The organism is Nitratireductor sp. WH36-1, assembly GCF_058725515.1.
This window is the reverse complement of sequence record NZ_CM178970.1, coordinates 1,439,444-1,463,396: the sequence shown is the minus strand read 5'-3', so window position 1 is coordinate 1,463,396 and position 23,953 is coordinate 1,439,444. Positions and strand designations below refer to the sequence as shown.

At 62.2% G+C, this 23,953-nt stretch carries 29 protein-coding genes; 13 read left to right on the top strand and 16 right to left on the bottom strand.

The genetic code is table 11. From position 1 onward, the window contains the following. Positions 1-61: 61 nt before the first annotated feature. From AC4PTT_RS07010 to AC4PTT_RS06985, 6 genes are all read right to left on the bottom strand, one after another. Positions 62-451, bottom strand: a complete 390-nt coding sequence (locus tag AC4PTT_RS07010) for an acyl-CoA thioesterase (protein ID WP_206548215.1) — start codon at positions 449-451, stop codon at positions 62-64. Between the two features lie 381 nt (positions 452-832). After that, the gene (locus AC4PTT_RS07005; protein ID WP_492162592.1) at positions 833-1,729 is read right to left on the bottom strand and encodes an NAD-dependent epimerase/dehydratase family protein; all 897 of its coding nucleotides are present in this window, start codon (positions 1,727-1,729) and stop codon (positions 833-835) included. 2 nt (positions 1,730-1,731) lie between these two features. Further along, positions 1,732-2,541: a glycosyltransferase gene (locus tag AC4PTT_RS07000; protein ID WP_492162376.1), complete on the bottom strand. Its 810-nt coding sequence runs from the start codon at positions 2,539-2,541 to the stop codon at positions 1,732-1,734. Positions 2,542-2,553: 12 nt separating this feature from the next. Beyond that, complete coding sequence (locus AC4PTT_RS06995; RefSeq protein ID WP_113155772.1) at positions 2,554-3,774, bottom strand: NAD-dependent epimerase/dehydratase family protein; 1,221 nt, start codon at positions 3,772-3,774, stop codon at positions 2,554-2,556. 167 nt (positions 3,775-3,941) lie between these two features. Then, positions 3,942-4,184 carry a DUF1344 domain-containing protein gene (locus tag AC4PTT_RS06990; protein WP_113155773.1) on the bottom strand — a complete coding sequence of 81 codons (243 nt, stop codon included), beginning with the start codon at positions 4,182-4,184 and terminating at the stop codon, positions 3,942-3,944. A gap of 467 nt (positions 4,185-4,651) precedes the next feature. Then, the gene (locus AC4PTT_RS06985) at positions 4,652-4,978 is read right to left on the bottom strand and encodes a BA14K family protein (RefSeq protein WP_371685921.1); all 327 of its coding nucleotides are present in this window, start codon (positions 4,976-4,978) and stop codon (positions 4,652-4,654) included. Between the two features lie 254 nt (positions 4,979-5,232). Here AC4PTT_RS06985 and AC4PTT_RS06980 point away from each other — a divergent pair, with 254 nt between their 5' ends. Further along, on the top strand, positions 5,233-5,466 hold the full coding sequence (locus tag AC4PTT_RS06980) for a hypothetical protein (protein ID WP_492162375.1): 234 nt from the start codon (positions 5,233-5,235) through the stop codon (positions 5,464-5,466). A gap of 132 nt (positions 5,467-5,598) precedes the next feature. Here the strand turns inward: AC4PTT_RS06980 and AC4PTT_RS06975 are convergent, their stop codons facing one another. After that, positions 5,599-5,739: a hypothetical protein gene (locus AC4PTT_RS06975; protein ID WP_224873292.1), complete on the bottom strand. Its 141-nt coding sequence runs from the start codon at positions 5,737-5,739 to the stop codon at positions 5,599-5,601. 251 nt (positions 5,740-5,990) lie between these two features. Between AC4PTT_RS06975 and AC4PTT_RS06970 the strand changes: the two genes are divergently transcribed. From AC4PTT_RS06970 to AC4PTT_RS06950, 5 genes are all read left to right on the top strand, one after another. Further along, positions 5,991-7,085 carry an autotransporter outer membrane beta-barrel domain-containing protein gene (locus tag AC4PTT_RS06970; protein WP_492162374.1) on the top strand — a complete coding sequence of 365 codons (1,095 nt, stop codon included), beginning with the start codon at positions 5,991-5,993 and terminating at the stop codon, positions 7,083-7,085. Between the two features lie 193 nt (positions 7,086-7,278). Next, positions 7,279-7,818: a DinB family protein gene (locus AC4PTT_RS06965; RefSeq protein ID WP_206543993.1), complete on the top strand. Its 540-nt coding sequence runs from the start codon at positions 7,279-7,281 to the stop codon at positions 7,816-7,818. Between the two features lie 2 nt (positions 7,819-7,820). Beyond that, entirely contained in the window at positions 7,821-8,342 is a 522-nt protein-coding gene (locus AC4PTT_RS06960; protein WP_206543994.1) for a glycine-rich domain-containing protein, read from the top strand. A gap of 8 nt (positions 8,343-8,350) precedes the next feature. Next, complete coding sequence (locus tag AC4PTT_RS06955; protein WP_492162373.1) at positions 8,351-8,968, top strand: DUF6875 domain-containing protein; 618 nt, start codon at positions 8,351-8,353, stop codon at positions 8,966-8,968. 67 nt (positions 8,969-9,035) lie between these two features. Next, on the top strand, positions 9,036-9,422 hold the full coding sequence (locus tag AC4PTT_RS06950; RefSeq protein ID WP_492162372.1) for a GFA family protein: 387 nt from the start codon (positions 9,036-9,038) through the stop codon (positions 9,420-9,422). Positions 9,423-9,449: 27 nt separating this feature from the next. On the opposite strand, the gene AC4PTT_RS06945 is transcribed toward AC4PTT_RS06950, so the two are convergent. From AC4PTT_RS06945 to AC4PTT_RS06935, 3 genes are all read right to left on the bottom strand, one after another. Beyond that, positions 9,450-9,971, bottom strand: coding sequence for a hypothetical protein (locus AC4PTT_RS06945; protein WP_492162371.1), 522 nt, complete (start codon positions 9,969-9,971; stop codon positions 9,450-9,452). Positions 9,972-10,233: 262 nt separating this feature from the next. Next, positions 10,234-13,059: an excinuclease ABC subunit UvrB gene (gene uvrB / locus AC4PTT_RS06940; protein WP_113155782.1), complete on the bottom strand. Its 2,826-nt coding sequence runs from the start codon at positions 13,057-13,059 to the stop codon at positions 10,234-10,236. Between the two features lie 112 nt (positions 13,060-13,171). Further along, a complete protein-coding gene (locus AC4PTT_RS06935) occupies positions 13,172-13,600 on the bottom strand; it encodes a GNAT family N-acetyltransferase (protein ID WP_206554236.1) in 429 nt (142 codons plus the stop codon). A 283-nt stretch (positions 13,601-13,883) separates the two neighbouring features. On the opposite strand from AC4PTT_RS06935, the gene AC4PTT_RS06930 reads away from it, so the two are divergent. Further along, complete coding sequence (locus AC4PTT_RS06930; protein ID WP_492162370.1) at positions 13,884-14,348, top strand: GNAT family N-acetyltransferase; 465 nt, start codon at positions 13,884-13,886, stop codon at positions 14,346-14,348. 85 nt (positions 14,349-14,433) lie between these two features. Here AC4PTT_RS06930 and AC4PTT_RS06925 read toward each other — a convergent pair whose 3' ends face one another. Beyond that, complete coding sequence (locus tag AC4PTT_RS06925; RefSeq protein WP_492162369.1) at positions 14,434-14,961, bottom strand: SixA phosphatase family protein; 528 nt, start codon at positions 14,959-14,961, stop codon at positions 14,434-14,436. A gap of 157 nt (positions 14,962-15,118) precedes the next feature. Between AC4PTT_RS06925 and AC4PTT_RS06920 the strand changes: the two genes are divergently transcribed. Beyond that, positions 15,119-15,688, top strand: a complete 570-nt coding sequence (locus AC4PTT_RS06920) for a DUF2239 family protein (protein ID WP_492162368.1) — start codon at positions 15,119-15,121, stop codon at positions 15,686-15,688. A 3-nt stretch (positions 15,689-15,691) separates the two neighbouring features. Here the strand turns inward: AC4PTT_RS06920 and AC4PTT_RS06915 are convergent, their stop codons facing one another. Continuing rightward, a complete protein-coding gene (locus tag AC4PTT_RS06915) occupies positions 15,692-16,354 on the bottom strand; it encodes an ArsR/SmtB family transcription factor (protein ID WP_206554240.1) in 663 nt (220 codons plus the stop codon). A 171-nt stretch (positions 16,355-16,525) separates the two neighbouring features. Here AC4PTT_RS06915 and AC4PTT_RS06910 point away from each other — a divergent pair, with 171 nt between their 5' ends. Then, positions 16,526-17,032 carry a DUF2938 domain-containing protein gene (locus tag AC4PTT_RS06910; protein ID WP_492162367.1) on the top strand — a complete coding sequence of 169 codons (507 nt, stop codon included), beginning with the start codon at positions 16,526-16,528 and terminating at the stop codon, positions 17,030-17,032. 6 nt (positions 17,033-17,038) lie between these two features. Here AC4PTT_RS06910 and AC4PTT_RS06905 read toward each other — a convergent pair whose 3' ends face one another. The 4 genes from AC4PTT_RS06905 to AC4PTT_RS06890 all read right to left on the bottom strand — a co-directional run bounded on the left by AC4PTT_RS06905 (position 17,039) and on the right by AC4PTT_RS06890 (position 21,189). Continuing rightward, positions 17,039-18,625, bottom strand: coding sequence for an OpgD/OpgG family glucan biosynthesis protein (locus tag AC4PTT_RS06905; protein ID WP_492162366.1), 1,587 nt, complete (start codon positions 18,623-18,625; stop codon positions 17,039-17,041). A 67-nt stretch (positions 18,626-18,692) separates the two neighbouring features. Continuing rightward, on the bottom strand, positions 18,693-19,925 hold the full coding sequence (locus AC4PTT_RS06900; RefSeq protein WP_492162365.1) for an OpgC family protein: 1,233 nt from the start codon (positions 19,923-19,925) through the stop codon (positions 18,693-18,695). A 146-nt stretch (positions 19,926-20,071) separates the two neighbouring features. Then, positions 20,072-20,614, bottom strand: a complete 543-nt coding sequence (locus AC4PTT_RS06895) for a GNAT family N-acetyltransferase (protein WP_492162364.1) — start codon at positions 20,612-20,614, stop codon at positions 20,072-20,074. 2 nt (positions 20,615-20,616) lie between these two features. After that, the gene (locus tag AC4PTT_RS06890; protein WP_492162363.1) at positions 20,617-21,189 is read right to left on the bottom strand and encodes a helix-turn-helix domain-containing protein; all 573 of its coding nucleotides are present in this window, start codon (positions 21,187-21,189) and stop codon (positions 20,617-20,619) included. A 126-nt stretch (positions 21,190-21,315) separates the two neighbouring features. Between AC4PTT_RS06890 and AC4PTT_RS06885 the strand changes: the two genes are divergently transcribed. The 4 genes from AC4PTT_RS06885 (at position 21,316) to AC4PTT_RS06870 (ending at position 23,809) form a co-directional block, all read left to right on the top strand. Next, the gene (locus AC4PTT_RS06885; protein WP_113155791.1) at positions 21,316-21,981 is read left to right on the top strand and encodes a GntR family transcriptional regulator; all 666 of its coding nucleotides are present in this window, start codon (positions 21,316-21,318) and stop codon (positions 21,979-21,981) included. Positions 21,982-22,190: 209 nt separating this feature from the next. Next, positions 22,191-22,793 (top strand): biotin transporter BioY, encoded by a 603-nt coding sequence (locus tag AC4PTT_RS06880; protein WP_492162362.1) that lies wholly within the window; start codon positions 22,191-22,193, stop codon positions 22,791-22,793. Continuing rightward, on the top strand, positions 22,793-23,230 hold the full coding sequence (locus AC4PTT_RS06875) for a DUF1284 domain-containing protein (RefSeq protein WP_492162361.1): 438 nt from the start codon (positions 22,793-22,795) through the stop codon (positions 23,228-23,230). Before AC4PTT_RS06880 ends, AC4PTT_RS06875 begins: the two co-directional genes overlap by 1 nt. 108 nt (positions 23,231-23,338) lie before the next feature. After that, positions 23,339-23,809, top strand: coding sequence for a VOC family protein (locus AC4PTT_RS06870; protein WP_206544011.1), 471 nt, complete (start codon positions 23,339-23,341; stop codon positions 23,807-23,809). Positions 23,810-23,953: the final 144 nt, after the last annotated feature.

The window sequence follows — 23,953 nt, the reverse complement described above, 5'->3', positions numbered from 1 at the left end:
TGAATCTGCGCACCGTGCTTTTTGAAAATCAATTCCGATTTTCGGGCCGATGCGCCAAGCCTCACTCCTCCGGCGGGACAGGCGTCGGCTTGCCATTGACGTCGAGCGCCACCATCACGAAATCCGCATGCGTCACCATCTCGATGGTCGGCGAGAGATAACGCTGCGCCCAGGCTTCCACCTTGAGCCGGATCGATGTGCGCCCCACGCTTTCGATGTGCGTGTAGATGCACAGCGTGTCGCCCACCTTCATGGGCTTGGCGAAGGCCATTTCCTTCACGGCTGCCGTGACCACGCGGCCATGCGCGCGCTCGGCAGCGCGAATGCCGCTGGCAAGGTCCATCTGCGCCATGACCCAGCCACCGAAAATGTCGCCGGCGGCATTGGCGTCGCCGGGCATTGCCTGCGTGCGCAGCGTCAGATCGCCGGTGGGTTTTTCCGGTGCATTCATGGTTCCTGGTCCCTTCATCCTGTCTGAACCGGGCGTAGCTGCGCGCCAATGACAGGTCAAGAAACCTGCCGCATGGCTCCGCCCCGATATCCGGCACGCCGCCCCTTTACGCAAAGAATGCAGCGCGATTTTTCGATTCTGCGCCAAGGCCTTGGCGCAACAACGTGAATCATTGCGCGAAAAACATGAATCAATACATCAATATCTTGAATCGATGGATGAGGTTTTACCGTAAACGTGCGGCAACGACTCGCATAACCGCAGGCAGCGCCCGCCGGTTTCGCCACTTTTCACCAGAAATGCTTCACGGGGAAAATTTCGGTGGTGGTCTGCCGCCGCTCATGCCGAACGGCGACGCAACACCATCTCACCACAACACGGTTAATAGCCGTTTAACAACTTACTGACGGTGCGCTCCAGAAGCGCTTCGCCGCCGGGGTTCCACCCCAGTGCGCGCAGCCGTTCGGTGTGCATCGCATTGACGGCACTGCGGTCGGCAGCCTCCGGCAGCGCATTGCCGCATCCCGTTTCACGCGCCACCAGCGCCAGAAGATCGCGACGGTCGAGCACCAGATCGGACACGTTGAAGAGGCCCTGCGCAAGCGCCGTCACCGGTGCTTCCAGCATCAGCCGCACCGCGGATCCGACATCCTCGCCATGCACCTCGGTCGCCGCGCGCGGCGTGATCTCACGGCCGGCCAGATAGTCTTCGAAGAGCCCCGCCCATTTGTGCCGCCGCCCGATGCCAGCCGGCCCGTAAACGCCGGTCACCCGAAGGCTGACGCCTTGAAAGCGGTCATCACAGAGCGCTAAAAGCGCCTCTTCGGCAGCAAGCTTCACCTCGCCATAAAGCGTATCGGGAAGGCACGTCTCCGTCTCGTCCAGCATCACGCCGGGCGCGCGCGGCCCATAGACAGCGCGCGTGGAGAGGAACACCGTACGGGAAACCCCAGCGGCCCTTGCCGCGCGAAAAAGGGCAAGGCTGGCATCGAGATTGCGCCGCCGAAACCCTTCCGCGTCATCGCCCTCGCCGCCCCGGTATTTTCCGGGTGCATGGTCGAAGGCTGCATGAACGAAGAAATCCGCCCCTTCGAAAAGGGCAGTCGATATCGACGCCGGTTCGAGGCGAAGCGGGGCAAAGGCAACGGACTCAGAAAAGAAACCATCGGGCGGGGCGTTGCGCCCCATGATTGTGACCCGGTGCCCGGCCGTCAGTAGCGCCTCGACAATGAAGCGGCCGACAAGCCCGGTTCCGCCGGAGACGATGCTGTGCGGCATGCTCATGACGCAGGGTTCGCCAGCGTATCGATGTCGGGAATGTTCTCGCCCGAATGATAGGCGTGCCAGAGATCGATGAGCGGCTTGAGTTCGCCCGCCCTGGGATGATCGCGCTCCCAGGGCTTTTCGTACTGGTAGTGAACCACGGAAACGGACTTCCAGTCCCACAACTCCGGCAGGTTGAACCAGACATATTGCAGCATATTGAAGAAGACCGGCAGGCCATGCCAGTCGGGAAAGAAATCCTGCAGAAAGGTCTGGTCGGTGCGCCGCCAGAAGGCGTCGGGCCGGTCGAGCCGCTCAAGCATCGCAGCGAAGGTCGCCTCCGATGGCTGCGCGACAAACACGCCGGAGTTCAGCCGGTGAAAATCCGCCAGCCCCTCATAGACATTGGGGGCGGCGGAGAATTCGGGATAGCCGAACAGCCGGTCGATGTTGCGCACGACAACGGCGTCGGCGTCGATGAACACCACCCGCTCATATTCGGTGAGCTGCCACAGGCGCAGCTTGGCGAAATTGTCGAGCGGTGTGTGGAAGGCCGGCTTGTTGCCCTTGGTGAAGGGTGCATTGGCGTGAAGCCGCGCCCGCTGATGCCGCTCATTGAAGGCATCGGAGGTCGGCAGAAGCTCCGCCGGCACCAGAAGCGCGCCAAGAGTCGCAAGCGGCTCCAGCGCCTCGACCGGCGTGCCGCCGGTGTGCATCACCACAAGATCGGCATCGGTGCCCGTCAGCCGCAGGGAGCGCACCAGAGCCAGCGCGCCCATTGCATAATCGGCATTGGTGACGAGCGTCACATAGGCCTGTTTCGGCATTGGGAGCGCCGCTTAACCGACGCTCTTGAGGCGCTTGCCCTCGGGATCGCGCTCGATTGTCGGCGCGATGTCCTTGGTCCATGCGGAAACGGCAGGGATGCGCGAACGGTCGACGCGGTAGTCGAACTTCTTCGCCACATCCACCACTTCAGCCAGAAGCCCTTCCTCGAGCGTGATCGGGTTGAGGCCCAGCGCAAGGAACTTGTCGTTCTTGACCACGAGTTCGTTTTCAGCGGCTTCCTTGCGCGGGTTGGGCAGATAGGCCACCTCGGCGCCGGTCATGCGGGCGATCATTTCGGCCAGATCGCGAACGCGATGCGTCTCGGTCATCTGGTTGAAGATCTCGACGCGGTCGCCGCGCTTGGGCGGATTGGCGAGCGCAATCTCCACGCAGCGCACGGAATCCTGAATGTGGATGAAGGCGCGCGTCTGACCGCCCGTACCGTGAACGGTCAGCGGGTAGCCAATGGCCGCCTGGATCAGGAAGCGGTTGAGCACCGTGCCATAGTCGCCGTCGTAATCGAAGCGGTTGATCAGCTGCGGATGCTGCTTCGTCTCTTCCGTGTGCGTGCCCCAGACGATGCCCTGGTGCAGGTCGGTGATGCGCACGCCGTCATTCTTGGCGTAGAACTGGAACAGAAGCTGATCCAGCGACTTGGTCATGTGGTAGATGGAGCCCGGATTGGTCGGGTAGAGGATATCGAGCGAAGCCGTGTCGCCCGAAAGCGTCTCGACGCCAACCGGCAGATAGCCTTCGGGAATGGCTGCGCCGACCGAGGAATAGCCGTAAACGCCCATCGTGCCCAGATGCACCAGATGCGCGTCGAGGCCGATCTCCGTCATCGCGTTGAGCAGATTGTGCGTCGCGTTGACGTTGTTGTTGACCGTGTAATTCTTGTGCCGGTCACTCTTCATCGAATAGGGCGCGGCGCGCTGCTCGGCAAAGTGCACGATGGCGTCAGGGCGATGCTCATCGAGCCACGCCTTCAGCACATCGTAATCGCGCGCAAGATCGATCAGGTGGAAATGGATGCGCCGTCCGGTCTCCTGATGCCAGATGCGCGTGCGCTCCTGGATCGAATCCATCGGGGTCAGCGACTGGACACCGAGCTCGGTGTCGATCCAGCGCCGGGACAGATTGTCAACGATATGAACATCATGTCCGCGTGCCGACAGGTGAAGCGAGGTCGGCCAGCCGACGAATCCATCGCCGCCAAGAACTGCAATCTTCATGGAATTCTGCCTCCGGTAATCAAAGCATCGGGCTATGGGAACCATTCGATTCCCTTTCAGAGAGCCCCCTTAGCAAAGTTTTATGACAGTTTGTTCCGAAACAACAAACAAAAGAAAACCGGCCTCGCGTGGAGACCGGCTTTCCGTTCAGGTGAGAGTGGGCAGGATTACATTTGCGCGTCTACGGACGTCACCTCATTGGTCGTGTCATCGATGGTCAGCGTAACCGCCGCTCCGGACGCTATGCTGGCAAGATCGACGCCCTCACCAGCGGTGTAGACCGTGCCGTCGTCAAGCGCGATCGTCCGGGTCTCCGCATCCACGGATTGCACCGTGCCCTGCACTTCGGCGGCATAGGCCGAGAGCGTGAGAAAACCGGTGGCGGCCAGGGTTGCGAGGATCTTCTTCATCAACAGAACTCCCTTTGTTGCTCAACTGTCGGCCCAGTCCCCGGTGACAGTTCTTGGGGGAAGCGGGAACCAGGCCGACGGACAGAAAGATGGGGCGGAACACCGCCAATCTCAAATCAATCAGAGTGACCATCCAAAACACGGCCTGCGCCAAAGCTTTGCCGCAATCGCCCCTGCGGCGGGCACTCACCGCCGAACAACGCGCAACAGCGCCAATGGTTCAATCATGCCGTGCTGCAAAGCGGACAAAATCCATGAAATGCGCGATCACATCCGCGCGTGTTTTTCCGCGTTCGGGCAAAGCCCGATAAACAACGGTTACCGAACGCACCCGACACGTGAATCGGGCCGGCGCCTGAGGGAAGCGCCGGCCCGCGAATGACCGCGATGAATGGGAGAGAGGGATAAAACGGTCATCCGGCGTCCGCTCGCACCTCCTTTCCTTTGTTGCACTTCAGAAATGAGGGTTACAGGCGACAGCGATGACGGTAGCCGTCGTAACCAAGGAACGTATCACTGTAGGCGTCATAAGAGCGGTACCGCGCATGACAGCGCGCCACATGGCGATCCCAGGCGGAAGGAACGCCGTAAACAGGCGCGGGGCCGTAATACCGGGCGCGGGAGTCCGCGATCAGACCACCGGCGATGAAGCCGCCAAGCCCGGCAATCGCAGCCGCCTCACCCGGAGACAGGCTGCCAGCGCGACTCTCAGACGGCGCAAACGAAAGCGCGGAAGCGGTGAGCGCGAGAGCCAGCAGGCCACGGGCGAAAATGCGTTTCAGGGTCAGGGTCATTTCATCATCCTCCTTTTGCAATGAAGGGCCGGCCATCCCGGCCGTCCGATATGCGTCTGTCGCGGAGGTAAGCGAAAAGGTTCACGCGCCCGGGCATTTTTTTGCCTTCGGAGCTGTCGCATGGGCGCAACATAGATTCGCCATAATGGAAAGAGGAAATAAACGTGTTACCGTATAGCGTGGGGCGAAGGTGGACGGCGGCAGAGGAGGTAACGCACGCCGACCGCAGCTCAACGACAGAGGAGGGCCGGACGATGGCCAAGTCTGGAGTACCGCATATCAGCGCCGGCATCTATGACGAAGCAGAGATGGCTGAAATGGAAAGCGCCATCGAAGCTGTCTGCAGCGAACTTGGCATAAAGCGTAGCGACAACAAGACCCGCGAACGTGTGGCAGGACATGTCATGCGATCATGGGCCGATGGACGCCGCACACCGCTCAACCTGGTTCAGGCCGGACTGGACGGCGGAACGCGGCTGGAAGCTTAGAGCATCAGCCGAACAGAGACTGCCCGACGCGCCGTGGCGCGAAGGGGTTTTGCTGCGCCCAGCTCCTCCCCCGAAAACTCTCGGAGAACCAGCGGACGCTGTCCATGACTGCGTATCTCGCTTTGCCCGCCTTCAGGCCAGAATCACAAGCAGTGCGGCCAGCAACCATGGCAGCGCTGCAATCGAAACGCACTCCAGATTCAGAAACTCCGATGGCGTAACGGCGCAGTCCGGCCGCCAGCCATTGCGACCGCACATCAGGCTCTTCGCCATGCGCCAACAGGCAACCTATGCGAAGAAGGCGATCATCGCCTGCCCGGAACAAGAGAACTCCCGCCTCTTCCCCCCGGGACCCCGGGCCGGCTGAGGAGCCCCTGCATTGCCTCCTATGGCATATCGACAACAGGGTCGGGCGAAAACGGAGTATTTCACACAGAAACACACCGTGATCATTCCGCTCGCGCTCCGATCATTCTATCTTCGTGGGTGTGTTCGTCCCAAACAATGACCGGGGCCTTTCAGGAATGTTCTTCGCCCGCAAACGCTCCACCCCCGTGGTGGCGGCGCTCGCCATGATTGTCGCATTATCATCCGCGCCTCCGGAAGGAGCACGTGCGGCGGAACTGTCGTTCGACATGACGGCGATCCATGCGCGGCAGCGGGCGCGCGCAGCCGACAGCGAAGCGCGGCAGCTCTCCATCGTTCGTGAGCGGATGGCCAATACGCGCCAGCTCAGGGCGCGTGGCGGCAATGCCGAGGCAAGCCTCGTGCGGCTGCATGTGAAGCGCAGGCACGGTCATGATGCTGAAAGCCGGCTGCTCGACACACGCCGGATCGTCGCGGCGGAGAAGCTGCGACGCACACCAAGGCTCGCCCGCTGGATGGGCGGCAAGGCCGTGCTGAGCGAGGCGCGCGCCAATAACCGCCGCGCTTCGGCGTTTTCCACCAAGGGGCTGGCGTTTGGCGCAGATTACCGGGTGAGCCCTCGGCTCCTGATCGGGCATGCAACGGGCCTTGCCTATGACCGCTCGCCACTTGCCACCGACATGACCTATTCAACACGCATCCTGAGCCAGACCCTCTATGGCACGCTGTTTACCGGCGACCGGACCTATCTGGATGTGGCGCTGGGCGCATCGCGCAGCAGCTTTTCTGGATGGTCTTCGCTTGGCGTCCGGGCTCCGGGCGGCGATGGCGACCGTCTGTTCGCCATGCTGCGCGCCAGCCGCGCCTTCACATTGGATCGGCTAAAGCTGCGCAGCTATGGTGAAGCCACGTTTTCGCACATGCGCTTCAGCGGCGCGGCCAGCGGCCACCGCAATGAAGCGGCGAAGATGAAACTCGGCCTGACCGGCGAAACCCGGATTGAAACCCGGCGCGGACGGGTCACGCCGCGCGCAGGTCTGGAATGGAGCGCCGCCCGCAGCGAACGCACCGCGCCCGTCGCAACGCAGAAGGTGCGCCGCCTGGAAGACAGCGCAAAGATCACGGCCCGGGCGGGCTTCGACTGGGCGCTCAATCCGCGCGCGACACTGACCACGGATTACGGCCTGAGTGCCGACACGCGCGGCAGCGGCAGAAAGCAGACGCTGAAAACCCGCTTCACTCTCCGCTTCTGACGCCGCTCCAGCGCATTTTTGTCACAGCCCTGCCGACGCTTTCCGGCCCTGCCTCCTCCATTCAGAGCGCGTAACGCACCCGTAAAATTGCCTCCAGAGTACTTCCTCTACCGGGCGGCACCTCAATCATGGGGTGCAACCTCACGCTTACCCGGAAACGGAAAACCGGGCGAACATCCAATGGGAGGGGAATTTGAGCGGAATCAAGGATGCCATCAGGCGTCAGATCGACACGAGTGGAACACTGCTATTACGTGTATCCAAGACACTTTCGGACGACGGCTTTTTCGATGAGCCCGCCAATGGCGGCTCCATGGCCTGGACATTGACACATCTCTTTACGCTGCAGGACTGGGCGCGGAACCGCGTCTTTGGCGGTGTTGAACCAAGGGTCGACCGCGCGTCCCGCGAAGCCTTCAAGGGTGGGCGCGCCGTTTACGATGAAGACCGCGACCGCTTCGGCACAAGGCGAGAGATCGAGAACGCCTTCGCCAATGAGCAGTACCGAACGATTGCTGCACTGAACGCCTTCGATGTGGCCAAGTGGGACCAGCCAACCCCATCCGGTTGCCGCTTTCCGGCCTATGGAGCCCTGTGGGAACACCTCGCCGCGCACAATTACTGGCATCTGGGCGCACTCTCGGTGAGCCATCCCCACATCCTGCACCTCACACTGGTGGCGCCCCGCTTCTACAGCGTGGATCCGGAAGAAATGGCTGCTGAGGGAGTATGAAAATGCCCGGACAAGACACACATCACGCAGCAGCTGCCGAAGAACTGGCGCGCTTCTTCCAACTCCATGTCGCGCTCGACCGCCCGATCGAAATGTGGTCGGAGCGCATCGACAGGCACTGGCACGACATGTTGCCCGGCAGCGAGACCGCCGAGCCGGGCACATCCTCTTCGAAAGCCCATGAAGCCTATGACCGGTTCTGCATCGAGGCATGCGGCCGGCGCATCATCCACGCCGAAGGCAAGGGCCACGGGCTGATTTCATGGACTGCTGAATATGAAGAGCGGTTTGGGAAACTGCCCGAGATCTGGTTCATGAACGAGGGCGGTGTGGTGGATCGCCCTGCCCGCGACCACTATCTGCAAACCGGCATGGTCATCGCCTCGTGGGATTGCAGCCCGCTTCAGCCCGATCCGATGGAACGCAGGCCAAAGGATGACGGCAAGGACAGCGGGAAGACAGCACCTCCCAAGCCGATACGCGACAGCGACAAGGACAAGAAAACCTCCTCGCGCGGCGGGTAGGCCCGGCAATGCGCAAAGTCCGGGCACGGATGCGACTTGCGGAGACGGGAGAAGCCGAGATTGACGGCTTTCTCACCGCCTCCGCCCGCTATTGCCCCTTCATCCAGCAGGCACGGGCTGCGGGCACGATCAGAACGTTCAAGCTGGCGCAGCGCGACGCCGCATGCGCCCCCACATACGACCCCACATGCGCCGCCGGCACGGCGCATGTGGAGCTCTTTCGTGATGCTCTCCACGGTCTGACCCACGCTTTCCTTGCCGAGCGCAGAAGGCTTGACCGCGTTCCGGGACGCCTGCTCTGCTACAATGTTCTGCTTGCCGGCCTGCCGGAAAACACCGATCACGCATCCTTTCTCGGCGCGCTGCACTGGCCATTGAAGCGGGACTACACGAAAGCCGGCCTCATGTTCGGCAAGTTCTGGCCCGGCGAAGACAGTCATTCCCCAAAACACCGGCAGGTAATGCCAAATGCCCCTTTCCCGCTGATCTCGATACGCAGCGCGCAAAGGCGCGGTGACGGGCGGTTTTTCAGCCGTTCAGCCGATCTGCTTCAGGATTACATAAGCTGGCGGGCAAGCGCTGAGACAGACCAGCCCCTCTCCCCCCCTGCCTCACAGCCCCCGTGAACGCTTGCAGCCTTTCTGATCAGGCGTCAGAGTTCGCGCAACGTATCGACAACGAAGGAAAGGCGGCATGGATCATTTTGCAGGAGGGTGCCTGTGTGGCGCCGTGCGCGTCGAAGCGAAGGGCCAGCCCGACAGGGTCGGGATCTGCCACTGCCTTGACTGCCGCAAGCACCATGGCGCGCTGTTCTATGCTGCAGCGGTCTTCCCGCAGGACAGGGTGACCATCACCGGCGAGACACGCGATTATGAGGGGCGGCATTTTTGCCCGCGCTGCGGTTCATCCGTTTTCGCCAAGACCGGTGATGAAACCGAGGTGCATCTCGGCACGCTGGACGAACCCAGCCAGTTGAGCCCCTCCTATGAGTTGTGGAGCAGCAGGCGCGAGGCCTGGCTCCCGCCCTTTCCGGTTGAAGAACGATACGAGCGGAACCGGGAAGACGACCAGCCACACTGAACCGGCCCCGCATCCGGCGCCCGTCCGTCATCGGACAGGCAGACCAGCTTCCCTGCGCCTCTTGCGGATAAGATCGCGGTTTCCGTCCACCTGCACGATCAAGTCGCGCAGTCCCGAGCGGATCGCGGCGAGATCCGAGGCATGGGTCGTTTTCGAGGTCAGGGCATTGCCATGGGCGGCGTCCCAGTCCAGCGCCCACTTCATCGCCTCGATCCACTCATCAGGATCGGCGGCGATATATTCGTTCACCGGACGCCCGACGGATTCCGTCAGTGCGGAAAGCAGGATGTTTTCATCCTGCCCGGCATCGCCGAGCGCCGTTACAAGAAACCGGTAGCGCAACTGGCCGGCATACATCCACTTTGCCGCCTCCAGTCCGCGCCCCTGCGCCATGAGGCGCGAAGCAAGAACGTAGAGTGCAGCCGGATGTGCCTCCGGCGCGACGTCAATCAGCTCCGGCGTGGACAGTGAATCAAAATCATCAATCGGCTGCGCCACCACCGCGCCCGACAGAAGAAGCGCGAAGGCGCAGGCAAGAATACGTTTCATGATGCACTCGATTTCAGCCGCTTTAGGATGCCCGTCCGTACTGGATAGAGCCAGGCACCCTCGCCCTTCGACAGGCTCAGGATGAGGGTTACTTCTACGCTGGCGGAGGCCCCGAAGAGGGACGCTTCACATCTCAAGACCCCTCATCCTGAGCCTCATCTCAACAGCCCTCATCCTGAGCCTGTCGAAGGGCGGGGGCGCTTGGCACCGACCACAGATGAAACGTCCGTCCCCTGACGCACCACCGTGAAAACCCAGCTCCCTACCGTCCCGGCCGCCCAGTCTTGCCTGGCCGGCGCTTGCGGGCGCGGTCGTCGGCTGGATCTTCATAAGAGCCAAGGCCGATCTTGTGGCGTCGAACGGGCTTGGCGTCATCCTCCGGCTTCTGCGGAACCGGCTTGCGGACCGGCTTTTCCGTGCGCCCGACCGTCATTTCATCCAGATCGTTCTTGCGGAAGAGCCCCTTGCCAGCCGGCACGGCATGCGCGCCGGACGTGCCCATTTCATCGAGATCCGGCTTGTGGAAGAGAGAGGAAGCGGAGGCCGCTCCCCCCTCACCCTGCGCCTGCTTCTGCGGTGCCTTCCTGCTGCGCGCCTTGTCGCGGCGGGACTTCTGGGTGTTCTCCACACCGGCGTCGCGGGCCAGCGGGTCGTCCATGATGGCGAGCTCAGTCTCCTTGAGGCGCTTGATCTCGTCGCGAAGGCGCGCGGCCTCCTCGAAGTCGAGATCGGCAGCCGCATCGCGCATCGCCTTCTCCAGATGCTCCAGATGTGCGGCAAGATTGTTGCCCACGAGGTTGTTGAGGTCCTCGCCCTTGCCGCGACCGCCGATATCGGCGCGGACATGGTCGCGCTCATAGACGGAGTCGAGAATGTCGGCGATGTTCTTCTTGACGGAAGCCGGCGTGATGCCGTGCTCCTCATTATAGGCGAGCTGCTTGTCGCGGCGGCGGTTGGTCTCCTCCATCGCGCGCTCCATGGAACCGGTGATGCGGTCGGCATAGAGCATGACCCGGCCATCAACATTACGCGCCGCGCGGCCGATGGTCTGGATGAGCGATGTTTCGGAGCGGAGAAAGCCCTCCTTGTCGGCATCGAGGATGGCGACAAGTCCGCATTCGGGAATGTCGAGGCCCTCGCGCAGAAGGTTGATGCCGACCAGAACGTCGAACGCGCCAAGACGCAGATCGCGAATGATCTCGATGCGCTCCAGCGTGTCGATGTCGGAGTGCATGTAGCGCACGCGCACGCCCTGCTCGTGAAGATATTCCGTGAGATCCTCCGCCATGCGCTTGGTCAGCACGGTCACCAGCGTGCGATAGCCCTTGGCTGCGGTCTCGCGGATTTCGCCCAGAACATCGTCCACCTGGGTCTTGGCGGGACGCACCTCGACGGGCGGGTCGATGAGGCCCGTGGGGCGAATGACCTGCTCGGCGAACACGCCGCCAGACTGCTCCATCTCCCAGTTTCCAGGCGTGGCCGAAACGGCGACGCTGGCGGGGCGCATCGCGTCCCATTCCTCGAAGCGCAGCGGACGGTTGTCCATGCAGGAGGGCAGACGAAAACCGTATTCGGCAAGCGTCGCCTTGCGGCGGAAGTCGCCGCGATACATGCCACCGATCTGCGGAATGGTAACGTGGCTCTCGTCGATGAAGACCAACGCATTGTCGGGAATGTACTCGAACAGGGTCGGCGGCGGCTCGCCCGGCGCACGGCCGGTCAGATAGCGCGAATAGTTCTCGATGCCGGCACAGGAGCCAGTCGCCTCCAGCATTTCCAGATCAAAGCGGGTGCGCTGTTCGAGGCGCTGCGCCTCCAGCAGACGGCCGGCGCGCTCAAGCTCCGCCAGACGCTGTTTCAGCTCGGCATTGATGCCCTTCACCGCCTGATTCAGCGTGGGGCGCGGCGTGACATAGTGCGAGTTGGCGTAGATCTTGACCGACTCCAGGTCGCCGGTCTTCTTGCCGGTAAGCGGATCGAACTCGGTGATGGTCTCGATTTCATCGCCAAAGAGGGAAATGCGCCAGGCGCGATCCTCAAGGTGGGCAGGAAAGATTTCAATCGTGTCGCCGCGCACCCGGAAGGAGCCGCGCACGAAGTTGATGTCCTGACGCTTGTATTGCTGGGCAACGAGATCGGCCAGAAGCTGGCGCTGGTCCAGCCGGTCGCCAATCTGCATCTGGAAGGTCATGGCCGTGTAGGTTTCGACAGAGCCGATACCGTAGATACAGGACACGGAAGCGACGATGATCACGTCATCGCGCTCGAGCAGCGCGCGCGTGGCCGAGTGGCGCATGCGGTCGATCTGCTCGTTGATCGAGGATTCCTTCTCAATGAATGTGTCGGAGCGCGGAACGTAGGCCTCCGGCTGATAGTAATCGTAGTAGGAAACGAAATACTCGACCGCATTGTCGGGGAAGAAGGATCTGAACTCGCCATAGAGCTGGGCGGCCAGCGTTTTGTTCGGCGCGAGGATGATGGCCGGACGCTGCGTCTCCTCGATCACCTTGGCCATGGTGAAGGTCTTGCCCGAGCCGGTAACACCGAGCAGCACCTGGGTGCGCTCGTTCTCGTTCGCGCCCGCGACCAGATCGGCAATGGCCGTCGGCTGGTCGCCGGAGGGCGTAAACTCCGTGACCATCTTGATCGGCACGCCGCCTTCCGACTTTGCGGGCCGGGAGGGGCGGTGCGGGGTCCAGTTGGACTGAAGGTTGGGATCGCCACCCTCGATCAGCCGCGAAAGAGCGGCGACCGTAGCGGTAACGCCCGAGGAAGAAAGCCCCTCGGCCTCCTCCAGCGTGACGTCGAGACCGGCGACGGGCATCATGCCGGCAGCCGCGCGCTCTCGCGCAGAGGCCGCGCCGCCCATGGAGGTGCCGCGCGCGGTCTTCGAGCCGCCGGCGGAACGCTCAGCCGTTTTCTTCGGTTTCTTCGCCTTGTCCCTGGCCTTCGCTGGCGCGGGCTTCTCTGCTTCCTGCGCAATCTCGCTTGCCCAGTCCGCGATGGAACCGGTCAGCGGCGTGCCCGAAAGCTCGGGCTGCGGGGCTTCGGCGAAGCCGCCATTCTTCTTCTCGGATGATTTGGCCATGCCCTGAATATGGAATCGCTGCCCCCAAATGGAAAGGGGTGACGCATGGGGAAAGCATCACCCCGCACAGCTCCTGACACAAGGGTGTCAGGAGCCCCCGCCTGTCCGGATATCAGGCCGGGTAGCGCAGATGCAGAACCGGCTCGCCCGTGGGTTCGTCGATGCGCTGCTCCACTTCGGCAAAGCCGTAGCGTTCATAGAAGCGCCTGCCGATGTCATTCTTCACGAAGACATCGAGTTCCAGCGCGCCCATGCGCGCAACCGCATCGTCCACCATCGCCCGGCCCAGCCCCCGACCGTGACAATCCGGGTCGAGAAAGAGGCCACCCACCTGGTTGCCCAGAAGCGAGATGAAGCCGACAAGCCGGTCATCCGCCCAAACGGTGCGGGTGTCAGCCATGGGCAGATAGACATTGCGGATGTTTTCGGCTTCGCGCGTCAGGAAATCATCATCCAGAAACGCGTGGGCGAGCCGGCTCGCCTTGAGCCAGATGTCGACAATGGCGTCGTCATCGACGCCGGGTTGATAGGTCTTGATCATTTTCGTTTATGTCCAGCTATGCAGCATCAAGCGTGTCGACAACGACACGCGCACTGCAGAATAATTTGGTTTGAAAGCGAAACGGATGCGCGGGACGGAACTGCGCCATCCATCATCCATTTCCGGGGCGAGACCCGCCCCCGCTTCACCGGGACATAAAACCTCCAGACATTTTGGCGCGATCTAGCGCGATCATGTAGGAAAGGCAAGCTTGCAAAAGCCACGCGCGGACATGTGAGGGTGATATGCTGTGCGCCACAAGAACAGTCGAGCGCCACTTCTCATGCAACTGATCCTCGCGAAAAAGACCGACAGGCCGCTGATCGACCGGATGCTGCGGGAATACCTTGAAGAACTCTCGCCCCATGGCGGCGTCGATGACGATTATCCCTATCTGGACCTCTACTGGCAGGAGATCGACAGGCGCTGGCCCTATCTCTTCCGCGACGGAAAGACCGTTACCGGTTTCGCATTCGTGCGGGCGCTGGAGGAAGATGGCGTCACCTTCTCCATGGCGGAGTTCGCGGTTCTGTCGAACGCACGCCGCAGAGGACTTGGCCGGTCGATGGCCGTGAGCACCATGCACCGGCACCCCGGCGCGTGGGAGGTCAGCATGATGGCCGGCAATCAGGCAGCACAGATCTTCTGGCCAAAAGCGATCATTGCCGCGGGTGCGGAGAACATCGAGAAAAGCAGCGACACGAACGAAACGATCTATCGTTTTTCGATTGCGCAGGCTGTCAGCTAGAGCGCCGTGCGTCCATTCGAACGCACAAAGGACGCTCTAACCGTTGAACCTGCGCATGGTGCTTTCCGAAAACCTGTTCCGATTTTCAGGCCGATGCGCCGAAGTCTTTCGGCTTCATGAAATGGAGCAGTCGCGCACCGCCAAAGGCCAGAGCGTCCCACCGTCCATCAAAGGCGAACCGGGCAAGCGCAGCGGTGGAGAATTTCTCGCGCATGCGCTCCAGCGCGTCTTCCCCGGAACCGTTTCCGGCCAAAAGGCTGGCGAAATCCTCCATGCCCGGATTGTGCCCGACAACGAGCACGCGCCCCGCCTCTTCCGGCACTTTGTGGAGAGCGGCCAGCAATTGCCCGGGCGTTGCCATGTAAAGCCTGCTTCCATCGCCAATCGCCGGAGCAGGCCCCTTCAGCGCTGACGAGACCAGTCGCCATGTCTGCTGCGCCCTGCGCGCCGGCGACACCAGCACCAGATCCGGCAACCAGCCACGCTGCGCGAGTTCTCGCCCCATGCGTGGCGCAGCGCGTCGTCCACGCGGCGCAAGCGGACGCTCGGCATCGCTCAGGCCGGGCTCATCCCAGCTCGATTTCGCATGCCGTAAAAGCAGAAGCTCTTTCATTCGCCCTCCAAGAAACGCGTTGAATCAGCCTTCAAGCGCGCCAGAACGCTAGGCACAGAGGCTCAGCCAGCGTCAAGGCTGCATTTTATCCGGGTATATTGACAGAAATATTATACCCGGGTAAAAGCCATTCGACATTCAACGGAGCCCCACCCCGATGTCCAGTTTCACAGGTTTTCATGGCGAGAAGTTTCTCGCCAGCGGCACCGCAACCGAGGTTGCCCTGGCAGCCAAAGCATTGCTCAGCGACTATCCCGGCGCGGATGTGCTTATCTTCAATGATGCGACTGGCCGGCAGACCGACTTCAACCTGACCGGCAGCGAGGCCGAGGTTCTGGAGCGGCTGGCCCCGAAACCGCAGGAGGCAGCGCCCGAGAAGCGCGCGCCGGGGCGCCCGAGGCTCGGCGTGGTGGCCCGTGAGATCACCTTGCTGCCGCGCCAGTGGGAATGGCTCAGTGAACAGTCCGGCGGCGCGTCGGCAACCCTGCGCAAACTGGTGGACGCGGCCCGCACGGCCGATATGCCGCGCGAGCAGATCCGCAGAGCGAAGACCGCGGCCGACAGGTTCATGATGGCGATGCTCGGCGACAAACCCGGCTACGAGGAAGCGGCGCGCGCGCTCTATGCAGGCGATGCAAAAACCTTCAAGAGCCGGATCAGCAACTGGCCGAAAGATCTCAGAACACATCTGGAGCGCCTGGCGGCGCCAGCCTTTGACACGAACTGAAACTCAGTTCAGTCGTTCAACAGGCAGGCCAGCCGCTTTCCAGTCCGGGAAACCATCGGAAAGACGGCTGGCCGCCAGACCTTCACGCTGGAGCAGAAGGGCGGCGTCCAGCGACAGCATGCAATAGGGGCCGCGACAATAGGCGATGACCTCGCGGTCTCGCGGCAATTCGGCAAGGCGCTTCTCCAGCGCATCGAGCGGCACATTCACCGCACCGGGCAGATGCCCCTGCGCAAACTCCTCCTCCGGGCGGACGTCGAGCAAAAGAACCGTCTCGTCGCGCAGGCGCGAAAGAAGCTCGTCACGCGAGACGGTTTCCACTGCCCCCTTACCGTTTTCGCCCCCGGCGACCAGCGCCATAACCTCGGCATGAGTATGCGCCACCTGCGCACGCAGGGCTGCCAGAAGCGGCACCACCGGCCCCTCCCCCAGACGATAAAGCACATTCTTGCCCTCGCGCCGGGCCAGAACGAGGCCCGCACGCCGAAGATGCTGCAAATGCTGCGAGGCATTGGCCATGGAAAGCCCTGTCAGCGCGGCAAGCCGCTCCACCGGGCGCTCACCCTGAGCAACATGCTCCAAGAGCGCAATGCGGTGCGGGCTTGCGAGCGCGCGGGCAAGCTCCGCCGCCTGGGCATAAAGCTGCTGCCCGGTTCGATCCGCCATTGACAAGTCCTCCTTCATTACGCAATCAATCAATAAAACAATTGAATGTTTATGTGAAGTGCTTTCACCAAGTGAAATGCGCCGCTGCGCGCGCCCTCCCAAACGCGGGACACGGCCATGTGCGGCAAAAAAAGCAACGCCCGGTCAGGGCAACGAGAAAACGGAACAAGCATGACGGCCGAAGCAATCGAGTTCAGCATACGCGCATTTCTGATCGGCGTGGGCGCTACCGCCTTCATGGATCTATGGGCGCTGTTTCAGAAACGGGCCTTCGGCATTCCCGCCCTCAACTACGCAATGGTGGGACGCTGGATCGGACATCTCGGCTCAGGAACCTTTTGCCATCAGGCTATCGGCGCTGCCCGGCCCATCCCCGGCGAGCGCGCCATCGGCTGGGCCGCACACTATGCCATCGGCGTGCTCTTCGCCGGTATTCTGATCGCAATGGCAGGGTTGGGCTGGGCGCGCCAGCCGAGCTTTCTGCCCGCACTCGCCATGGGCATCATAACCGTGCTTGCGCCCTTTCTCATCCTGCAGCCCGGCATGGGCGCGGGCATCGCCGCAGCGAAGACACCAGCGCCCAACACGGCAAGACTGCGCAGCCTCATCGCCCACACCTCCTTCGGCGTCGGGCTTTATCTGGCCGCACTTGGCGCCAACTGGCTCACCGGAGGATGAGCCGGATCAGGCCCCGCTTCTGACATCATCCCGGTTCGGGAAATACTGATAGAGCCATGTCTCGGTCAGCGCGCGGTCATCCCCGCCCTTCATATACATGCGCATATCGACGGGGTCCGTACCCTCAATCCGCGCATCGAAGAAAGCGCGGTAGAGGCCCGGCTGACCGACAACGGGATGGGCGTCCGCCAGCGTCACCTCGCCGCGTGAGAGATCGACCACCGGCCCGGCATCGCCGCGCTCCAGCGCGCCCACCTCTCCACCGCGATAGTCAACCACGAAGCGGGTCGTGTTTTCCGGACGCGGCTGGCCGGGAATGCCGCCAGTGCCGGTATAGGTCGCCATGACGCGCCCGAGCTCTGCCGGGAAAGGCTCGTCGGCCGTCCAGTAAAGACGATAATCGAACTGGAGCGGCTTGCCCGGCTCGACCGGGGCATCCGGCACCCAATACATGACAATGTTGTCGTGGATCTCGTCATCGGTGGGAATTTCGACAAGCTGAACCTGACCGGAAGCCCACTCATTGACCGGCTCGATCCAGGCGGAGGGACGTCGCTCGTAGAAGACGCCGTCATCCTGATAGTGGTCGAAATCACGGTCGCGCTGCAGCAGGCCGAAACCGCGCGGGCGCTCATCCATGAAGGCATTGGTGACGGTTTCGGGCGGATTGTTGAGCGGCCGCCAAAGGCGCTCGCCATTGCCCATCCAGATGGCAAGCCCGTCGGAATCGTGAATTTCCGGCCGCCAGTCGACAGCCTGTTTTCGGTTCGTTTCGGAATACCAGTACATGGAGGTGAGCGGCGCAACGCCCAGCCGTTCGATGGTTTTGCGCGGATAGAGCCAGGACGAGACATCCATCACCGGGCCGTCGCCCCGCGCACAGTCAAAACGATATGCGCCGGTGATGCCCGGACTGTCGAGCAGCGCATAGACCAGAACACGGTCCGGCTCTCCCTCCACGCGCTCAAGCCAGATGCGGCTGAACCGGGGAAATTCCTCCGGCTTCGGCAGGGCCGTGTCGATGGCAAGACCACGCGCGGAGAGACCATACTGGTTCAGTTCGCCGGAAGACCGGAAATAGGATGCGCCGAGGAATGCCAGCCAGTCGGTCTTCTGCGACGGCTCATGCAGGCGGAAGCCGGAGAAACCGATATTGTCGGGCAGTCCGCGGGCGGGATGATCTTCGGGCAGATCGAAATAATCCGGCCGGTAAAGCACTTCCCGCGCCTCGCCATTCTCCACGACATGCATGAGAACCGGTTCCTGAAAGTAGCGCCCGAGATGGAAGAACTGCACCGGCGCGCCGCCTTTCCCATCCGCCCAGAGCGCATGATCCTTGCGAAAACGAATCTTCTGAAAGGCGTCGTAATCGATCTGCTCAAGGATCTCGCCATGGGGCGAGCGGCCATCCTGCCACGGGGCCGCGGCCAGCGCCCCGGCCTCTTCTTTCAGTGCATCGAAGCTGAAGGCCTTTGCGGGACCGAAGGTCAGCCCCGGCGCTTCGGCTGCGGCAAACGCGCTGCCCGACAGTCCTGCGACCACAGAAGACGACAGCGCGAACGAAAGAAAATCCCGTCGGTTAAGATCGGTCATGGATGTACAGTCCCTTGCTCATTCATGAAATGCTGGAGTGAAATTGCGCGAACCGCCGGACGGCGGATCACTTGGCGGGTGCGGCCCGGGCTTTCATGTCATCAGACGAGGCCCGGTCACGCAGAAAAGGAACCCTGCTGAAATAGGTTGCGCGCTCGCGATAAAGCGCCGGCACGGCAAGCGAGGTAATGGCCGAGAGCGCAATCGCCGTCTTGGTCCACTCCGAGAACGGACCATAGTGATGCTCGAACCCTTTCAGGAGGTAGATCACGATCACGTGCCAGGCATAGACCTGCAGTGAATGGCGACCGATCAGCCGCAGGAAGGAAAGGCTGAATATCCAGCGCAGGCCATTGCCGAGCGCCCGCACGATCCGGTTGTCGGCGAGTGACCCCGCCATGACCATCCAGGCCACGAGGTAACCGGTGGCCATGAAGTTCACCAGATAGACGAAGCTGAACTCGGTTCGATTGTCGAGGCTCCTGAAGCGCTCCATCATCGGCTCGGGCAGAAGCTTGAAGGTGAAACCGAAGCGGAAACCCATGAAGACCAGCACCAGAGCGAAGGCCAGCCAGACGAGCGCCGTGCGTTTCGGGTTCATCACCTTTTCCCAGTCGACCCTGCCAGTGGCGGTGAGCGCACCGAGAACGAGGCCGGACATGAAGACCGCCTGCCAGGCAAGCACATTAAAGGCCGTGCGAAACATCTCGCCCTCATGCACCTCATCAAGCAGCGCGCGAATGCCGCCGGCAACCAGGAAATGAAGGCCCAGCTGAACGGCCGCCCAGAGAAACGCGGACAGTGCCGCAACCCACATCCAGCGCCCTGTGACGCAAAGCCAGATCAGCGGCGGCGACACCAGCATGTAGACGATGTATTGCGGCAGGATATCCATATAGGTGGGCTGGTAGAGCAGAAGCAGCGAGGCCAGCGCATAGAACGGATTGTGGTCGGCGAGATCCCAGAGCCACGGCTCCCAATAGGTGGAAGAGGCGCTGAGCACCAAGCCGAGCAGAAAGACGATCACGAGGCAGGCCACCGCATAGCGATAGATTTCGAAAGCGCGCTTTCTTACCTTCGCCGCACCCGCAGCATAACCATCGCGGAGCATGCGGCGCGCATAGACCATGCCGACAAGCACGCCGGACAGGAACACGAAGCCCTGCGCATCCTGCACATATCCCAGTTCGCCGTGATTGAATTTGACCAGCAGATATCCGCCGGCAAAGGTCAGGTGGTTCAACACCATGAAGACGAGGAAATATCCTCGCATGCCGTCCAGTATTTCCAGGCGTCGCATATTCTCTTCCGCAGACTTGGAACCACCCCCGTGGACAAGCGCGGGTACCATGTGCGGGTTCCATCAACGCCATCACGATCTGTTCGCAACGGTGTCAGGCGCGTGAGGTGGAGCACCGTCCGCCTACCGAAAACAGGGCCCTGACCCTAGACCTCCAACCGCTTGTACATCACCGTCGTTGGGTCGAGACGATCATCAAAGGGATCGCGACAAAAATCGGGAATGACGCCCGAAACCGCGTAACCAAGTGCTGCGTAAAGCGGCTCGGCGCTGTCGCCCGTGCGGGTGTCGAGCGTGATGAGGCTGCGGCCACGCATGCGGGCTTCGGCCTCGAGCGCGAGCATCAAAGACCGGGCGAGCCCGCGACGACGAAACGCCGGACTGACCAGAAGCTTGGAGACTTCTGCCCGGTGCGGCTGATTGGGCGGCATGTCCACCACAAGCTGAACCGTTCCCGCGAGCACCGCCCCCTGTCGCGCCACGAACAGCACGCGATCACCGGATCTGACCGCAGGCAGGGTCTTTTCACGCCAGAAGCCCTCCGCCTCGTGCACAGCAAAGGGCAGGACAAATCCAACGCTCGCCCCGTCATGCACACATGCATGAAGAAGGGACGCCAGCTCAGGCAGCATTCCTTCAGCCTGTGGAGCGTCGAGACGGTCTATCGAAAAGGCGGCGGCCTCCTGCATGGTCACACCGTAAAGAGAAGATAGCGCGCGCCGCCCTCTTTCCCGGCCTCGAAACGGCTGGGACCGCGCAGCTGATAGCGAAGGCAATCGCCCGGATGAACCATATGAACAGCACCATCGACCGTGATGCGGAGCGCACCTTCAAGCATGACGAGATGATGCTCCAGGCCCGGGCGCGGCGGACCATCATATGAGACGGAAGCGCCCGGACGCAGGCACCCCTCCATCACCTCTCCGGCAAGCGCACGGGCCGGTGGCGAGACGACGCGGCGAACGAACCCGGACTGCGCATCCTCCCAGAGCGCCTGCGCCGCGCGTGGCGCCAGTGGTTGGAAATCATCTTCCACGAGATGCATCAGCCGCGAGAGCGTCATGCCATAGGCGGCGCAGAGCCTGCCCAGCACATTGGCCGTGGCGCTCACCTCCGCATTCTCAAGCCGCGAAAGCGTGGCGCGACTGACGCCACTGCGACCGGCAAGATCGTCAAGCGACCAGCCACGCTCCTGACGCAGCGCCCGCAGGCGCTCTGCAATGCGCTGATCAATCGTGGGGTCGGGTATCGAGATAGAATCCATATTTGAGAAATTATCCCGGATATGAAATCCGTCAAGCGTCGGGCGAGCTGCCTATCCATCCGAAGCCGAACGGGGAAGCGAGAAAGATGGCTCGACAAATCAGCGCGAAGCAAATTATCTATAATCATGAGTGATCGCAAAGAGACCAAAGCCGCACAGATCGCGCGCACGCTTGCCGACCGCATCGTCTCCGGCGCGCTGGAGCCGGGTGCACGCCTGCGGCAGGACCACATCGCCGAAGAATTTGGCGCAAGCCATGTGCCCGTGCGCGAGGCCTTTCGGCTGCTCGAAGCGCAGGGGCTCGCCAAGAGCGAACCGCGCCGCGGCGTGAGGGTGGCGGCGTTCGATCTGAACCAGGTGCGCGAAGTGGCCGAGATGCGCGCCGCGCTCGAAGTTCTCGCCCTGCGCAACGCAGCGCAGCACCTGACACCGGCGATCCTCAAGGCTGCAGAAGAGGCAATCCTTGAAGGCGATCAGGCGCGCGACGTGATCGCGTGGGAGACCGCAAACCGGCGGTTTCACAGGCTTCTGCTCACGCCGTGCAGCATGCCCCGCCTGCTGGCGGCGATCGACGATCTGCATGCGGCAAGCGCGCGCTTTCTTTTTTCGGCCTGGCGCTCGAACTGGGAAACCCGCACGGACCGCGACCATCGCGCGATCCTTGAGCACCTGCGGCGCGGCGAAGTGGATGCGGCCTCGGCCGTGCTCGCGCGGCATGTGCAATGGATCGGACGCAGGCCAGTTGAAACCGCATCCGGCAAGCGACGCGAAGCCTTCGTGATCGAAGGCTAATTAAGGCTCATTCCGGCCCGACGGCCACACCAAATCGCGTCCAACCTGCTCCCCGAGCGTCACACTGCCCTGCCGCGGCGCAATTGCGTCTGGGCGCAGCGCAGAAGACGCAATGCGTGAGATTTTACACCCCCCCCTTGCCAAGCCGGCGCGAATATGGACTCAATAATAGATGAAGATTCATAATTATCTATAATTTGAGAGAGACCATGCCTCACAGCTTAACTTCACAGCAGACCACCGGCCTCATCGGGCATGCCGGCGCACTCCGGCTCAACGAGAAGTCGCTCGCCTTCAAGGCCGGGGCAGTCGTGCTTGGCACGCTCTTCCTGGCAGTGGCGTCACGCATCGAAGTTCCAATGGTGCCCGTCCCCGTGACCATGCAGACATTCGCCGTCGCCATGATCGGCGCACTTTACGGCGCAAGGCTCGGCACCCTGACGGCGCTCGCATGGCTCGGCGAAGCCATGATCGGCATGCCGGTTCTGGCCGGCGGCGCAGGCGGCCTTGCGCATTTCGCAGGCCCGACGGGCGGCTATCTCGCCTCATTCCCGCTCATGGCGCTGCTTGTCGGCGCACTCACGGAACGCGGCTGGAATGCGCAGCGCGCGCTCCTTGCCTTCACCTCCATGCTGGCCGCGAACGCCCTCTGCCTCGCCATGGGCGGTCTGTGGCTTGCCGGCATGATCGGCCTCGAAAAGGCAATCATGCTTGGCGTCACCCCCTTTATTGTCGGCGCAATCCTGAAATCGGCACTGGGCGCTGCGTCGCTGGTGGCGCTCTCGCGCACCGCAAAACGGGGCGATGCGTAATGACGATGCGGCTGCGTGCACACCATCTCCTGTGCATGCTGACCTATGTCGGGCGGGGCTACAGCCCCGCCTTCACCGCCAATTACGACCGGATCATCGAACGCCTCAACGCAGGTGAGCAGATTCTGATCGTCGACGGTCCGGACGACATCTGCCAGCCCCTCATCGCGGAAGAGGCAACGCCGCATTGCCTGAATGGCAGCGTCCGCGAACGCGACCGGCGCGCCGCAGGGGCGCTGACACGCTGGCTGGGACAACCAGTCGAAATCGGCCATTTGCTGACGCCCGACCGAAAGCTCCTCGACCGGATGCGGACCAGCTTCGCCAGAGGCGCGACACGCCAGGCATGCCTTGGCTGCGAATGGACTTCGCTCTGCTCATCGGTTGCCGGCAACAGTTATGCCGAAAGCCTGCTGACACTCCCTGCCAGCGACTGAAACAACATCAGCCACGACCGGCAGCGCATCCTTCTGTCGGAAAACCGCCCTCTCCTTCGTCCTTGGGGCTCACACCCCCAAGGCAAACCAGAAGGAAAGGACGCGACCATGAACATCACACAACATCTCTGGTTCGAGAAGGACATGGAGGCCGCAATCGGCCTCTACACGTCACTGATACCCAATTCCCGGATCGACAGCGTCACCACACTGCCGGCAGAGACGCCGGCCGGACCTCCAGGCAGCGTGAAAATCGCAGAACTCACACTTGCAGGCCAGCGCTATCGGGCGCTGGAAGCCGGGCCGCTCGACAGTTTTAACCACAGTTTCTCCATCGTCGCCGAGTGCGAAACGCAAGCCGAGATCGACAGGCTCTGGGAGGCGCTGAGCGAAGGCGGCGCGACAGAGCAATGCGGCTGGCTGAGGGATCGCTGGGGACTGAGCTGGCAGATCGTTCCCGCAATGCTCAACGCCCTCATCAGCGATCCCGACCGCCCCAAAGCGAGACGGGTGACGGAGGCAATGCTGGAAATGGTGAAGCTCGACATCGCGCTACTGGAGGCCGCAGCCCGCGATTGAAGCCGGCTCAGCATGCGTAAATCATAGACAATTAGCTAGTACACGCAGTCTTGTAGCCATTTCCCTTTCGTGTCATAGATTCCCCGCGCTCGGGTGATTGCAGACCCGGAGACTGGAAGCTTTATGATTTGGACGGCCCCTTTC

Coding starts and splice junctions, on each gene's coding strand:
- AC4PTT_RS06980 (WP_492162375.1), top strand. CDS start 5,233: ATGGCCAAGTCTGGAGTACCGCATATCAGCGCCGGCATCTATGACGAA.
- AC4PTT_RS06880 (WP_492162362.1), top strand. CDS start 22,191: ATGCCTCACAGCTTAACTTCACAGCAGACCACCGGCCTCATCGGGCAT.
- AC4PTT_RS06900 (WP_492162365.1), bottom strand. CDS start 19,925: ATGCGACGCCTGGAAATACTGGACGGCATGCGAGGATATTTCCTCGTC.
- AC4PTT_RS06990 (WP_113155773.1), bottom strand. CDS start 4,184: ATGAAGAAGATCCTCGCAACCCTGGCCGCCACCGGTTTTCTCACGCTC.
- AC4PTT_RS07010 (WP_206548215.1), bottom strand. CDS start 451: ATGAATGCACCGGAAAAACCCACCGGCGATCTGACGCTGCGCACGCAG.
- AC4PTT_RS06870 (WP_206544011.1), top strand. CDS start 23,339: ATGAACATCACACAACATCTCTGGTTCGAGAAGGACATGGAGGCCGCA.
- AC4PTT_RS06935 (WP_206554236.1), bottom strand. CDS start 13,600: ATGATCAAGACCTATCAACCCGGCGTCGATGACGACGCCATTGTCGAC.
- AC4PTT_RS06955 (WP_492162373.1), top strand. CDS start 8,351: ATGCGCAAAGTCCGGGCACGGATGCGACTTGCGGAGACGGGAGAAGCC.
- AC4PTT_RS06930 (WP_492162370.1), top strand. CDS start 13,884: ATGCAACTGATCCTCGCGAAAAAGACCGACAGGCCGCTGATCGACCGG.
- AC4PTT_RS06905 (WP_492162366.1), bottom strand. CDS start 18,625: ATGACCGATCTTAACCGACGGGATTTTCTTTCGTTCGCGCTGTCGTCT.
- AC4PTT_RS06920 (WP_492162368.1), top strand. CDS start 15,119: ATGTCCAGTTTCACAGGTTTTCATGGCGAGAAGTTTCTCGCCAGCGGC.
- AC4PTT_RS06945 (WP_492162371.1), bottom strand. CDS start 9,971: ATGAAACGTATTCTTGCCTGCGCCTTCGCGCTTCTTCTGTCGGGCGCG.
- AC4PTT_RS06910 (WP_492162367.1), top strand. CDS start 16,526: ATGACGGCCGAAGCAATCGAGTTCAGCATACGCGCATTTCTGATCGGC.
- AC4PTT_RS06895 (WP_492162364.1), bottom strand. CDS start 20,614: ATGCAGGAGGCCGCCGCCTTTTCGATAGACCGTCTCGACGCTCCACAG.
- AC4PTT_RS06875 (WP_492162361.1), top strand. CDS start 22,793: ATGACGATGCGGCTGCGTGCACACCATCTCCTGTGCATGCTGACCTAT.
- AC4PTT_RS06950 (WP_492162372.1), top strand. CDS start 9,036: ATGGATCATTTTGCAGGAGGGTGCCTGTGTGGCGCCGTGCGCGTCGAA.
- AC4PTT_RS06890 (WP_492162363.1), bottom strand. CDS start 21,189: ATGGATTCTATCTCGATACCCGACCCCACGATTGATCAGCGCATTGCA.
- AC4PTT_RS06885 (WP_113155791.1), top strand. CDS start 21,316: ATGAGTGATCGCAAAGAGACCAAAGCCGCACAGATCGCGCGCACGCTT.
- AC4PTT_RS06995 (WP_113155772.1), bottom strand. CDS start 3,774: ATGAAGATTGCAGTTCTTGGCGGCGATGGATTCGTCGGCTGGCCGACC.
- AC4PTT_RS06970 (WP_492162374.1), top strand. CDS start 5,991: ATGTTCTTCGCCCGCAAACGCTCCACCCCCGTGGTGGCGGCGCTCGCC.
- AC4PTT_RS06975 (WP_224873292.1), bottom strand. CDS start 5,739: ATGGCGAAGAGCCTGATGTGCGGTCGCAATGGCTGGCGGCCGGACTGC.
- AC4PTT_RS07005 (WP_492162592.1), bottom strand. CDS start 1,729: ATGCCGCACAGCATCGTCTCCGGCGGAACCGGGCTTGTCGGCCGCTTC.
- AC4PTT_RS07000 (WP_492162376.1), bottom strand. CDS start 2,541: ATGCCGAAACAGGCCTATGTGACGCTCGTCACCAATGCCGATTATGCA.
- AC4PTT_RS06985 (WP_371685921.1), bottom strand. CDS start 4,978: ATGACCCTGACCCTGAAACGCATTTTCGCCCGTGGCCTGCTGGCTCTC.
- AC4PTT_RS06915 (WP_206554240.1), bottom strand. CDS start 16,354: ATGGCGGATCGAACCGGGCAGCAGCTTTATGCCCAGGCGGCGGAGCTT.
- AC4PTT_RS06925 (WP_492162369.1), bottom strand. CDS start 14,961: ATGAAAGAGCTTCTGCTTTTACGGCATGCGAAATCGAGCTGGGATGAG.
- AC4PTT_RS06960 (WP_206543994.1), top strand. CDS start 7,821: ATGCCCGGACAAGACACACATCACGCAGCAGCTGCCGAAGAACTGGCG.
- uvrB (WP_113155782.1), bottom strand. CDS start 13,059: ATGGCCAAATCATCCGAGAAGAAGAATGGCGGCTTCGCCGAAGCCCCG.